Source organism: Alteromonas ponticola (genome assembly GCF_012911815.1).
Classification (GTDB): Bacteria; Pseudomonadota; Gammaproteobacteria; order Enterobacterales; family Alteromonadaceae; genus Alteromonas; species Alteromonas ponticola.
In genome coordinates, this window is the sequence record NZ_JAATNW010000001.1 from 324,721 (window position 1) to 337,229 (window position 12,509).

Consider the following 12,509-nt stretch of genomic DNA (forward strand, 5'->3'; position numbering starts at 1 on the left):
TTCCAGGTCTGCTTCGTAATGATGAATACACTAGCACGCCTTACGAGAGGTTTTTCATGGTCAAACGGTTCAAGCCCTCAGTCCGGCTGACAGAAAACGATGTCACCGATGAAGCAATCTACCAGGATCGACGACGCTATTTAAAAGCCATGGGATTCGTGGGTGCCAGCAGCCTGCTGGCCGGCAAAGCCAATGCCATCGACTGGTTTAGCGATGATGATGAATCATCGTTCAAAGGCAAGCCTTTAGATTTTAGCGTGAATGAAAACTATCGCATCAGCGAAACCAAAACGCCTTACGAAAAAGTCACCACATACAACAACTTTTTTGAATTCGGTACGGGCAAAGAAGATCCCGCAGAATATGCTGATGAATTTAACACCGAACCCTGGACATTGACCGTTGATGGCATGGTTGAAAAGCCATTTACACTGGATCACGCGCAACTTCTAAATAAGTTCGAATTGGAAGAGCGTATTTACCGCTTACGTTGCGTCGAAGCCTGGTCAATGGTGATCCCCTGGATTGGCTTTGAGCTGAGCGCCCTGCTTAAAGAAGCCGCGCCCCTATCCAGCGCCAAGTATGTGGCATTGCAAACGATCGAGCGTCCTGAGCAAATGCGTGGGCAACGCAGTCGTTTTGTTGGCGGCGGCATTGACTATCCGTATGTCGAAGGTCTGCGGCTTGACGAGGCGATGCATCCATTAGCATTGATGACGGTAGGTCTATACGGAAAAACGTTACCCCCACAAAATGGTGCCCCTATCAGGTTAGCGGTGCCGTGGAAATATGGATTTAAAAGCATTAAATCCATTGTGCGAATTACCTTGACCGACAAGATGCCGCCAACCACCTGGAACCGATTAGCTCCGCAGGAGTACGGCTTTTACGCAAACGTCAATCCACAAGTCGATCATCCACGTTGGAGCCAGGCCAGCGAACGCAGGATCACCCGGGGGGGGCTGTTTTCTCAGGAGCGTATCGCAACACAACTTTTTAATGGTTACAGCGAAGTGGCGTCACTTTATAAGAATATGGATCTGACGCGATTTTTCTGATGACTTTGTTCGCTCGCCCCGTCAGGCTGACTCAGTGGCAGTTACTCTCCACCAAGATAACGGTTCATGTATTGTTAACAGGCTACCTGGCCCTGTTGTTTTACGCAGGCGTAACTGACAATCTGGGCGCCGATCCTGTTAAAGCACTGATCCACACCTCAGGTATCAGCAGCCTTAAAATCCTTTTTATTACTTTGCTAGTCTCACCACTGGCCAGCTTGCTACCGTGTGGCGACGTCATCAAATTAAGAAGAATGCTGGGTATCTATGCTTTTGTATATGCGCTTAGCCATTTTCTCGCCTATATTGCCTTTGAATTGCAGTTTGAATGGTCTCAGGTTGTCAGCGAAATAATAGCACGCCCCTATATCACCGTGGGGTTTGCCGCGTTGATTATTCTTACACTATTAACCCTCACCTCGCCCACCGTCATCCGCAGAAAAATGGGCAGACGCTGGCAAACGCTACATAACTTTATCTTTGTTGCCGGTTTTCTCATCATCGTGCATTACTGGTGGTCACTGAAAGGCATTGATTTTACCGCCCTCACCTATGCAGCTATCGGTCTCGTTTTATTGCTGCTGAGAAAAAATAAATTACGCAGACTGATTCGCTAGCCGGTAAGCAGCCCTTTAATTATGCCAAGCTGAACTGGCCGTATTCGCTAACATTTGAAAACTCAATTTTTTTAAAGTTTTTCTTGCACAGTAGTTATTTTTAAAATACTGTATATCCATACACTGTATAAATAAACAAGGAATTCGCTATGACCGCTAACGTTTTTCAAATGCCTTTACCGATTGAATATCAGCCGCAACCTAAAAAGGTGCCAACGACTGGCAAGCCGAAAGGATGGTCATACTTATTAGCAAAGACACTGGCGTTTTCAAAGGACGCAACACATGCCATTCGTATTCAGCAACCGGATCAGGCAGTGGTGCCAAGCTGGATTAAGAAGCTCATCGTGGCTGGCCAGTGCAATACTATTTTTGTAGAAGACCTGGCGCTGCCACTAACTGATCAGCAACAGATTATTGAACTATGCAGTTTGCACTCAGTGACCCTGATCAATGTGCGTAAAACGACAGATTACACTGCACCAAGTTTACAAAACGTATGTGCAGGGCCTTGGCTTAATTAACTCGCCCCGCTACACTCGTTGCCACAAGCTTCTGGAGTAAAGTATGACGAGTGGGTGTTATTGTGGTAGTGGTAAAGATTTTAGTCGTTGTTGCCAGCCAATTTTGCAGGGTGAACAACCGGCGAGTACAGCTGAAACGCTAATGCGGTCGCGCTATTCAGCGTATTGTACAAAAAATTACTCCTATATATTGAACACTTATGCCGAAGCGAAACAGGCGCAATTAACTGAAGAAAGCCTGGCAAATTCTGCGAAAAACACAGTCTGGCTCCATCTTGATATTGAGTCCGGTACAAGCCCCTCTGAAGATTTGGTTGAATTTAAAGCCTGGTCTAAAGAGCGCAACAGCATATATTTACTACACGAAACCTCCCGATTCATTAAAGAAAAAGGCCAATGGCGTTATCTGGATGGCGAACTTCATTCAGACTGCGGCAAAGTTGCACTGGGCAGAAACGATCCATGCTTGTGTCACAGTGGAAAAAAATTTAAACAGTGCTGCCTGCGCCGATAAAAATCATTTACCTTTTTATACTTACCAAACTTTTACAATTCTATTACAGTAACTAACAACAAATGCCGTTGTTGGCATCTATAACGAGTCACCGTTTACTCAGCCAATAGTGATTTAAAACAAAAACGATAATTGACACTCAAGGAATGTCTATGGAACTTTTTCAAAAGAAAACGCTCATTGCTGCACTGATCGGGGCCAGCTTGCTTTCAACCTCTGCAATGGCCCACAATGATGCAACCAACAAACGCCTGACCGCGGCGGATGCACAAGCATTCCTGGAGAATGCGCAAGCAGAGATAGAGAAAATTCAAACCCCTGCTGCTCATGCTCAATGGAGTTATGCGACTAATATTAATATGGATACGGCCGCTGTCAGCGCTTATTTAAATGAGGTTTACTCGAATAAAGTAGCTCAATTTGCCAAGGAGGCAGCTAAATTTAATGATGTGCAGGTGGATGCTGATACCCGCCGCAAATTGAATTTGTTGCGTAATGGATTAACCATGCCGCCGCCGGCTGATCAGAAAAAATCAGAGCGACTGGCAGAAATTAATTCAAAGCTTGAAGGGATGTACGGCGCTGGCGAATACTGTCGTACCGAGGATGATTGTATCAACCTGGTGGACATGAGCGCTGAAATGGCGACGTCCAGAGACAAGGATTTGTTGCTTGAATACTGGAAGGGCTGGCGCGAAGTGTCGGTGCCCATGAAAGAACTTTATTCAGAACAGGTTGCTATTGCCAACGAAGGAGCGAAAGAACTTGGCTTTAAAAACGTCAGTGAATTGTGGCGTGGTAAGTACGACATGCCTGCTGACGAATTCCCTAAAGAACTTGATCGCTTATGGGGTCAGGTCCAGCCGTTTTACGAGTCACTTCACTGTCACGTTCGAGCCAAATTAGGCGAACATTACGGTGAAGACGTGGTACCACAAGACCAACCTATTCCTGCACATCTGTTAGGCAACATGTGGGCGCAAACCTGGGGCAATATCTATGATTTGGTTAAGCCTGAACAGGAAATGAAGGTTCCGGATGTCACCAAAGCATTGAAAGAACAGAATTACGACGAACTAAAGATGGTCAAACAGGCTGAGTCGTTTTTCTCTTCTTTAGGTTTCGAAGAATTACCAGAAACATTCTGGGAGCGTTCACTGTTCCAAAAGCCTGAAGAACGAGATGTGCAGTGCCATGCATCAGCATGGAACCTGGATGATAAGGATGATTTGCGGATAAAAATGTGTATTCAGAAAACAGGTGAAGAATTCAATGTTATTCACCATGAACTGGGCCACAACTATTATCAACGCGCTTATAAGGACCAACCACTGCTTTACCGTGGTTCGGCAAATGATGGATTCCACGAAGCCATTGGCGATACCATTGCGCTGAGTATTACGCCTAAGTATCTGAAACAAATAGGTTTGATCGATACCATTCCAGATGAGTCAAACGACATCGGCATGTTAATGCAGGTTGCGCTGGACAAAATTGCCTTTATTCCATTTGGACTCATGGTAGACCAATGGCGCTGGAAAGTGCTTTCTGGTGAAGTTACTCCAGAAAATTATAATAAAGTATGGTGGGAATTACGCGACAAATACCAGGGCGTAATGGCGCCCGTCTCTCGTGATGCGGACGCTTTCGACCCGGGCGCAAAGTACCACGTACCGGCTAATGTCCCTTACACCCGCTACTTTTTAGCGCACATTTTGCAGTTCCAATTCCATAAAGCATTGTGTGATATCGCAGACGACAAGGGCCCGCTAAACCGCTGCTCTATTTACGGCAGTGAAGAGGCAGGAAAAGCGCTCAACGAAATGCTGGAAATGGGCATGAGCCAACCCTGGCAGGATGCGCTGGAAAAGCTGACTGGTACCAAGCAGATGGACGCCAGCACCATTCAGGCTTATTTCGCGCCACTCAAGAAATGGCTGGACGAACAAAATCAAGGCCGTCAATGCGGCTGGTAATGTTTTACAACTAACTAAAGAAAGCACCGGTAAATAATCCGGTGCTTTTTTTCTGCCAAAAGCGCCCTGCTTTGCCTGGCGATTGCACCGTTTATCGCGTTATGCCATACACTCTGCAAAAACCTTCACCGTTGCTCCATGTTCACTGATGGCAAAGTTGTCTGGTGTACAGCAATACCCCATCCCCTGATAGTCCATGCCTAAGTACTCGAAGGTCAATTTAAACATTTGTTCGAAGCAGTCCGGTGCGCAGGGCTCTACTCCGGTGGCTAACAAACCGGTACGTTTTCCACGTAGCTGGCGTCCATCATCTTTATGGAAATTGAGCAAATCGGTGAGACGGTCCAAAAACACTTTCATCTGGGCGCTGGCAGCGTACCAGTAAACCGGTGAGGCAAAAATAAGTTGATCGTATCTAAGTAGCTGCTCAATCAGTGCAGCAAAATCATCCTGATATCGATTGTCATAATCAAAGGGTGAAATCTGATAATGCGCCAAATCATAAAAATCTGCGTTGAGTAATATTGCCACCTGACGCCCAAAGGCATGTGTATTACCATTGGATCGACTGGAACCGAGTATAATCGCGGTTTTCATCAACTCACCTCATACAAATTTCGTTCTTGTGGAAGATCAGAAAGATATTCAACAAATTCGACTTCATAACCATTGGGATCGATATAATAACAATTCTTACGAAAGCTGGCGTTTGCACCAGACTTATCCACCGCAAAACCTGCGATTTGCAACCGCTTAATCATTGCATCAATATTGTCGGTGACAAAAGCAAAATGCGCTAGACCCATATTGTTACTTTGTAAATTTCTGTTATTACCCACGCCATTATCATTGAATGTGAGGTAAGTATAGTCATCACCAAAATGCAGCCATTTACGCAGGGTACCGTACCACTCGCCTTCACCCTCGCCACGAATTCGCCAGTGCGGGAACGCAGCCTGATAAAATCGTAATGTGCTGTCCATGTCTTTTACAACTAGATTCAAGTGTTCAAGTTTTATCATATTTTTACTCTTCTTCAGAAAACGTGAAAGAGCATGCTAAAACCTGAACTTAGGTTAAGGTAAAGCTATAGACGACAAAACGCTGAAGTAATTTTTAGCTAAAGTTCAATGCAAAATGTAAAGATGTGGCAGACGCAAAAAAGAATCAGCATTATATACCTTTAATAACCAGTTAAGGATTGATGTGCTGCTTTGTCCAATCGCCTTTGCGATCCTGTGTGTAATGCAATCTTTTGTATGGGGTTTGACTGACATCCAGATAATCGACCTTCTCTATCGTCAATTGCACCACGACAAAATTGTGCGGAGGTTTGTCCGACGCTTCTCTTTTTTTTGCCGCATTACCATTAACTGGCTGCCCCGGGATCCCTTCGAAAAATTGCGCCCGTGTGTCAGCTCCTAGTTCGTGCCAGGCTGAGACAATTAAATTGTTGTCGGTTTTTTCGTCTATCAGAACGGCACGACAACTCATGCGATATTGTTCTCGCGTTTCGGCAAAGTACCAGCACACTGCGGTCAGTGCATTTATTTGAAAGTGTTCACACTTTGCACTGCGTGCATCAGTCACAAACTGGAGCCAGTTCTGCTCAACATTCACATCTCTGGCAACCACAGTCCGGTTATGAGGACGCCCTTGTGCATCGACGGAGGCCAACTGAAAAAAGCGTTCAGTTGGGTCTTTTTCAGTTTTTTCGAGAGACTCTTTAAGAAGTTGCTGCCAGTCTGTAAGTTCAGACACGTTTGACCTCCGAAAAAAGGTTGTAAAAGTTTTGGGTGGTTACGTTGGCTACCTCTTCCACACTCACCCCTTTTAACTGAGCAATAAACTCGGCCACTTCTACTACATAGCCCGGCTGGTTCTCTTTACCGCGATGCGGTACCGGCGCCAGCCACGGCGAATCAGTTTCAATTAACAACTTGTCCAGGGGCAATTGCCTTACTACCTCACGCAGTTCCTCGGCAGAATTAAAGGTCACAATACCTGAGATAGAAATATAAAATCCCAGTTCTATTGCCGCCTGCGCCATTTCAAGTGATTCGGTAAAGCAATGCAGTACGCCCTGCGTATGCTCGGCTTTATACTCCTTCAGCAGGGCGATAGTGTCTTCTCTGGCATCGCGGGTGTGAATTATCAATGGCTTTTTAAGCGCATTCGCCACCTTGATATGATCAATAAATGATTGGCGTTGCACGCTTTGGGTATCAGCGCTGTAAAAATAATCCAGGCCGGTTTCCCCCACTGCGACAACGCGGGGATCGCTGGCCTTTTCCAATAACTCGTCATAACTGCACGCATCTTCCTGATGCAATGGATGGACACCACAAGACACTGACACATCATCAAAGTGCCTCACCTTGGCAAGCATGTCATCAAATTCCCGCACAGATACCGAAACGCACAAAAAATGCTGAACACCTCGCTTTCGGGCAAACGCGATGGTTTCATCCAGTTGCGTGTCAGATGTTTTCAATCTATCCAAATGGCAATGTGAATCAACGAACAAAATAACTCCAAATTTACGTCAAATCTAAATGGGAAAACTGAGCCAACAACGTGCTCAAGACCAGTTTTTTATTTACGCCTGGATTTTGTAAATGTACCAGCGCCTTAATGCATTCGTTATACACGGCAAGGGCAGATTGCTTTTGATTGCGAATGTACTGTCGATGGATGTAGTGCTGACACCAACCAACAATACGTTTGGCTTCTTCCTGCCAGTTACCGGCAAACTGCGTCTCGTCTGTGTTACCCGCAATAATACTCTCTAAGCCAGTTATAAAGTCGGCGTATTGAACTCCGCCTGGCTCAGACAAACTGCTTTGCACTTTCAACGGTGCATAGGCATAAGCCTGTAACTGAGCCTCCGTCACTTCCATACCCTGCTGCCTGAGCCATTCCAGGCTTTGTTGTGTAGTGGGCGTTGGCAGGGCGTGCTTCTCACAACGACTCAGGATAGTCGGCAAAATGCGCGAAAGTTGATGGGTAACCAGAATCAAATAGGTATTTGCGGTCGGCTCTTCAAGGGTTTTCAATAACGCGTTCGCTGCCGCTTCCGTCATAGTTTCTGCCGCCGGAATGATGAGTACTTTGTTGCCGCTTAATTGCGACGTACGGCTGAGCTTCGCGATGCTCTCGCGCACCAGATCTACGCCAATTTGACGTTCACTTTGCAACATATGAAAATCAGGATGAGTACCCGCAGCGAACAACTGACAACTCTGGCACTGTTGGCAGGGTTGGTGTTCCGCGGGCAATTTGCATAGCATGATGTTAGCCAGCCGTTCTGCCAACTGCATTTTGCCAATGCCTTCGGTTCCGGTCAGCAAAAGCGCGTGATGCAATCGATTTGCGCTTAATCGATTGACGATAGCGTGATAAGGGGAAAGTAACCAGGGCAACATCAGCTTAAATATCTCAATAACACATTTTTCACTTTATTATGCACTTGCTGCATTTCCTGATTGGCATCCACCATGACGATAGCAGGGTCATCGGCAACCAGCTCCAGATAACGCTTACGTGTGCGTTTGAAAAAATCCATCCCCGCCTGTTCAATTCGATCTAATTCACCACGGCCTCTGGCGCGCTTCAGTCCTTCTTGAGGGTCCACATCCATGTATATGGTTAAATCGGGTTTAAAGCCTTTCAGGGTCATTTCTCGAAGCGATGCCAGCACCTCATTGCTGACGCCACGGCCACCGCCCTGGTAAGCCTGAGTCGATAAATCATGTCGATCGCCCACTACCCATACGTCATTCGCCAACGACGGCTTGATGGTATTATTCAGTAGTTGAAGGCGTGCTGCGTACATCAGCAATAGCTCGGTTTCTACTGCGACATCTTCAACCCAGTTATGCTTTACGCATTCTCTGATTGCCTCAGCCATGGGCGTGCCACCGGGTTCGCGCGTACTGATTGAATCAATCTTTTGCGCAGCCAGCGTTTCCTTAATTAAGCGGATCACAGAACTTTTTCCAGCTCCTTCCAATCCTTCGACGACAATGAATTTACCTTTCATAATTTACTGCTTGTTGGGTTGAATCTGGTATTTATAAACTGCTTCGTTATGCGCTTGCAACGTGGTCGAAAAGTGATGGGAGCCATCGCCTTTCGCCACAAAATAAAGATTTTCGGTGGTGCTGGGGTGCAGCGCAGCATCAATCGCTGGCTTTCCGGCCATGGCGATAGGCGTGGGGGGCAACCCCTTAATTCGATACGTATTATACGGCGATTGCTGCCTGAGATGTTTGCGGGTCAGGTTACCGTCAAACGTGGGTCCTATCCCATAAATTACGGTGGGATCTGTCTGCAAGCGCATATTCGCCTCAAGCCGGTTCACAAATACGCCGGCGATTTCATTACGCTCAGACTCAACCGCGGTTTCCTTTTCTACAATAGAAGCCATGATCAAGGCCTCATACGCCGTTGCGTAGGGCAAGCCTGTTGCGCGGCCTGCCCATGCCTGTTCAAGATAGTGCTGCATTGAGCGCATGGCGCGCGATAATATCTCGCTGGCTTTGGTACCGGCAGTAAAATAATAGGTATCAGCCAGAAGAAGCCCCTCAAGGGTGTCTAAGCCTTCTTCCGGCTGCCAAGGCCAGTTTGCTAGCAAGGCCTGCGTCGTAGCCTCATCGATATCATGTTCAAGATGCGGATGACTGGCCAGCGTCGTCAGCCATTGCGAGTAGGTTAAGCCCTCCACCAGACGCACCGAAAACTGATATTCATCGCCACTGGCAAAATGATCAAATACATCAGCCACTGACATACTTGAATCCAGTTGATAGGTCCCGGCCTTTGCCGATTTTCCTTGATAAGCAAATTTCATCCACAGCTTTATTGATAACGGTTTTGAAGCCAGCCAACCTTGTTGTTCCAATTGTTCTAACAACGCGTGACCGCTGCTGCCCTGCGCGACAGTAAACAATACGGGCTCTTCTAAATTGAGCGGCTTTTCGATATCTGCTATCCACCACTTCACTGCGATAATGAGGGAAACAATGATGAAAACGCAAAGCAGCAGCACCTTAGCCAAACGAGACATATTCATCCTTAAACTCTGATTCAATGGCATGCTGAAGCTGAATCACTTCTGCACAATCATATTCTTTTACTGCGCTTTTTAAGCGTAGACTTTTTATCGGCACCAGTTTCATTAACGCATTACACATAAAAACCGCTGTTGCGTTGGTTAATACACTGACCGGTGATGCACAAATTATCGCATTGTTACCTTGACGGCTAAAATAATCGAGCATAAAACTGCGCATCACGCCTGCTACACCCGCTTGCTCCACCGACGGTGTAAACCAGTTGTCATCAACGCGCCAGAACAAGTTAGCGGCACTCATTTCAATCACATTGCCAGTATAATCACACACAATAACATCGTCTAAATCAGATTCAGCGAGCGACTGTTTAATCAGCACCTGCTCTAATCGGTTAAGGTGTTTACTTCCTGCCAGTAGTGGCTGAGACGCAAGATGTACTTCACTGACGCCGATACGGATGCCGTGGTGCTGCCAGTTGGAATATATCTCAGGAATGCGATGCCAGGAAAAATGAAACCCGGGTTTGTTATGCGTATTACGCAAATAGCCCCTTCCCCCTTCACCACTACTGACTAGTAGTTTGAGGACACCGTTTCGATTGGATTGGATTTCATTGGTCATTGTCGCTCGCAATACACTCTCGTTCAGTTCTAAGCGAAGTTTACTACTGTCAGATATTAAGCGGGATAAATGACGTTCAAATAATGCCACTGCGCCGTTTTCAACCAGCATGGTAGTAAAGATGCCATCACCATAGTTCGCAGCACGGTCATTAATTGTAAACATAAAATTCTAACGGATCTAATGCGTGAATAGTGAAAATCAGCTTGGCAGTATATCAAGGATGAACTAACAATCCAGTTGAATGGTCAAATGCAGGTAATTGTAACCATGAAAAAAAACAGGTTAGTTAACTAAAAGAATTCTGATTTGTCAGTGGCAAAAAAAGAGGTAATAAAACGGTGTCAGTGAAAAAAGAGATAGCGTCAGCTATCTCTTTACCACATCAATCTACACGTTTGAAAATAAGAGAACCGTTGGTTCCACCAAATCCAAACGAGTTGCACAAGGCAAACTCTTGTGAAAACGGTTTGGCTTTATGGGCAACAAAATCTAGATCGCACCCTTCACCCGGGTTATCCAGGTTGATCGTTGGTGGCGCCATTTTGTCTCTAAGCGCTAGAACAGTAAAAATCGCTTCTACTGCGCCCGCAGCGCCAAGCAGGTGACCTGTCATAGACTTGGTCGAACTGACCAGTAATGATTTAGCCGCCTCGCCAAATACCCGTTTAACCGCAGCGACTTCCGCCACATCACCCGCTGGCGTAGACGTACCGTGAGCATTGATATAACCGATTTTATCAACGGTTAAACCCGCATCTTTCAGTGCGTTCTCCATTGAGGCCGCAGCACCTTCTCCAGATTCGGGTGGCGAGGTCATGTGATAGGCATCACCACTCATACCAAAACCAACCAGTTCTGCGTAGATGGTAGCCCCTCTCGCCTTGGCTGCTTCGTATTCCTCAAGCATCACAACACCGGCACCTTCACCCATCACAAAACCGTCACGATCTTTATCCCAGGGGCGACTGGCCGCTGTCGGATCGTCGTTGCGACTGGATAAGGCGCGCGCAGCTGCAAAGCCTGAAACGCCCAGCGGCGTAATAGAAGCTTCAGCGCCACCGGCCAACATGGCATCGGCATCGCCATACGCTATGGTGCGTGCAGCCACACCAATATTATGAACTCCTGTGGTACAGGCGGTCACAATATTTAAATTTGGTCCTTTCAGGCCTTCCATTATGGACAGGAAGCCAGAAATCATATTCGTGATAGTCGATGGTACAAAGAAAGGTGAAACCCGTTTTGGCCCGCTGTTAAGCAGCTTGGAATGATTAGCTTCAATCATTTCCAGACCACCAATGCCTGAACCAATGGCCACGCCCACACGATGAGCATTGTTTGCATCCACTATAAAACCGGAATGTGCCAGCGCCTGCTTACCCGCAGCGACACCGAACTGGATAAACCGGTCCATTTTCTTTGCTTCTTTCTTATCAATATATTCCTGCGGATCAAAGTCATTAACCTGACCAGCAAATCGGGTTGAATAGTTACTACAATCAAAAAGAGTGATATCTCCAATACCACTTTCGCCCGCAAGCAAACGCTGCCAGGTCTGATCAACCGACTGACCCAGTGGAGATAACATGCCAAGACCAGTAACCACTACGCGACGTTTTGTCACAAAAAGCCCTCGCATTGGAACTAAGGTAGGTAAAACAGAAAACGGCTCGAGAGAGCCGCTTTGCTAGAGTGTCTTACGCGTCTTTATTCGCGTTGATGTAGTCGATTGCAGACTGAACTGTAGTAATCTTTTCAGCTTCTTCGTCTGGAATCTCAGTATCAAACTCTTCTTCCAGCGCCATTACCAGCTCTACAGTGTCAAGTGAATCTGCGCCTAAGTCATCTACAAATGAGGCTTCAGGTTTTACTTCTTCTTCTTTCACGCCAAGCTGCTCAACGATGATCTTTTTAACGCGTTCTTCAATGTTACTCATAATTCTAGGTTTCCCTTAACGTCACTAGATATAAAATTTTCGCTAGTTTATTTTGCAAGATATCAGCTTGCAAGCCCCAGATGAAACTTCTTTTCTGGTCAAACCAGCGATCTACCAAAGTCTAATGAACAATTAATTAACGTGCAAGCACCTTAACTAATTGTTCACAAAAGAAATTAATTGC

General features: G+C 46.3%; 15 protein-coding genes. 5 read left to right on the top strand and 10 right to left on the bottom strand.

Annotation, left to right across the window (positions count from 1 at the left end; all coding sequences use genetic code 11):
* Positions 1 to 56: 56 nt before the first annotated feature.
* The 5 genes from msrP (at position 57) to HCJ96_RS01325 (ending at position 4,689) form a co-directional block, all read left to right on the top strand.
* Positions 57 to 1,058, top strand: a complete 1,002-nt coding sequence (gene msrP, locus HCJ96_RS01305; RefSeq protein WP_169209220.1) for a protein-methionine-sulfoxide reductase catalytic subunit MsrP — start codon at positions 57 to 59, stop codon at positions 1,056 to 1,058.
* On the top strand, positions 1,058 to 1,675 hold the full coding sequence (locus tag HCJ96_RS01310; RefSeq protein WP_169209221.1) for a protein-methionine-sulfoxide reductase heme-binding subunit MsrQ: 618 nt from the start codon (positions 1,058 to 1,060) through the stop codon (positions 1,673 to 1,675). The genes msrP and HCJ96_RS01310 overlap by 1 nt, the downstream gene beginning before the upstream one ends.
* 149 nt (positions 1,676 to 1,824) lie before the next feature.
* Entirely contained in the window at positions 1,825 to 2,199 is a 375-nt protein-coding gene (locus tag HCJ96_RS01315; protein ID WP_246261051.1) for a deoxyguanosinetriphosphate triphosphohydrolase, read from the top strand.
* Positions 2,200 to 2,242: 43 nt separating this feature from the next.
* Entirely contained in the window at positions 2,243 to 2,713 is a 471-nt protein-coding gene (locus HCJ96_RS01320) for a YchJ family protein (RefSeq protein WP_169209222.1), read from the top strand.
* A gap of 152 nt (positions 2,714 to 2,865) precedes the next feature.
* The gene (locus tag HCJ96_RS01325; protein WP_425483725.1) at positions 2,866 to 4,689 is read left to right on the top strand and encodes a M2 family metallopeptidase; all 1,824 of its coding nucleotides are present in this window, start codon (positions 2,866 to 2,868) and stop codon (positions 4,687 to 4,689) included.
* Between the two features lie 99 nt (positions 4,690 to 4,788).
* Here the strand turns inward: HCJ96_RS01325 and HCJ96_RS01330 are convergent, their stop codons facing one another.
* The 10 genes from HCJ96_RS01330 to acpP all read right to left on the bottom strand — a co-directional run bounded on the left by HCJ96_RS01330 (position 4,789) and on the right by acpP (position 12,325).
* Positions 4,789 to 5,286: a flavodoxin family protein gene (locus HCJ96_RS01330; RefSeq protein ID WP_169209224.1), complete on the bottom strand. Its 498-nt coding sequence runs from the start codon at positions 5,284 to 5,286 to the stop codon at positions 4,789 to 4,791.
* Complete coding sequence (locus tag HCJ96_RS01335) at positions 5,286 to 5,711, bottom strand: VOC family protein (RefSeq protein ID WP_169209225.1); 426 nt, start codon at positions 5,709 to 5,711, stop codon at positions 5,286 to 5,288. The genes HCJ96_RS01330 and HCJ96_RS01335 overlap by 1 nt, the downstream gene beginning before the upstream one ends.
* Positions 5,712 to 5,883: 172 nt before the next feature.
* Complete coding sequence (locus tag HCJ96_RS01340) at positions 5,884 to 6,450, bottom strand: pyridoxamine 5'-phosphate oxidase family protein (RefSeq protein ID WP_169209226.1); 567 nt, start codon at positions 6,448 to 6,450, stop codon at positions 5,884 to 5,886.
* On the bottom strand, positions 6,443 to 7,216 hold the full coding sequence (locus HCJ96_RS01345; protein ID WP_169209227.1) for a TatD family hydrolase: 774 nt from the start codon (positions 7,214 to 7,216) through the stop codon (positions 6,443 to 6,445). The genes HCJ96_RS01340 and HCJ96_RS01345 overlap by 8 nt, the downstream gene beginning before the upstream one ends.
* 13 nt (positions 7,217 to 7,229) lie before the next feature.
* Entirely contained in the window at positions 7,230 to 8,114 is an 885-nt protein-coding gene (holB, locus tag HCJ96_RS01350) for a DNA polymerase III subunit delta' (protein WP_169209228.1), read from the bottom strand.
* Positions 8,114 to 8,731, bottom strand: coding sequence for a dTMP kinase (tmk, locus tag HCJ96_RS01355; RefSeq protein WP_169209229.1), 618 nt, complete (start codon positions 8,729 to 8,731; stop codon positions 8,114 to 8,116). Before tmk ends, holB begins: the two co-directional genes overlap by 1 nt.
* A gap of 3 nt (positions 8,732 to 8,734) precedes the next feature.
* Positions 8,735 to 9,757: an endolytic transglycosylase MltG gene (gene mltG / locus HCJ96_RS01360; protein ID WP_169209230.1), complete on the bottom strand. Its 1,023-nt coding sequence runs from the start codon at positions 9,755 to 9,757 to the stop codon at positions 8,735 to 8,737.
* On the bottom strand, positions 9,741 to 10,550 hold the full coding sequence (gene pabC / locus HCJ96_RS01365) for an aminodeoxychorismate lyase (protein WP_169209231.1): 810 nt from the start codon (positions 10,548 to 10,550) through the stop codon (positions 9,741 to 9,743). Before pabC ends, mltG begins: the two co-directional genes overlap by 17 nt.
* A gap of 220 nt (positions 10,551 to 10,770) precedes the next feature.
* Positions 10,771 to 12,012 (bottom strand): beta-ketoacyl-ACP synthase II, encoded by a 1,242-nt coding sequence (gene fabF / locus HCJ96_RS01370; RefSeq protein WP_169209232.1) that lies wholly within the window; start codon positions 12,010 to 12,012, stop codon positions 10,771 to 10,773.
* Between the two features lie 73 nt (positions 12,013 to 12,085).
* The gene (acpP, locus tag HCJ96_RS01375) at positions 12,086 to 12,325 is read right to left on the bottom strand and encodes an acyl carrier protein (protein ID WP_044056889.1); all 240 of its coding nucleotides are present in this window, start codon (positions 12,323 to 12,325) and stop codon (positions 12,086 to 12,088) included.
* Positions 12,326 to 12,509 lie beyond the last annotated feature (184 nt).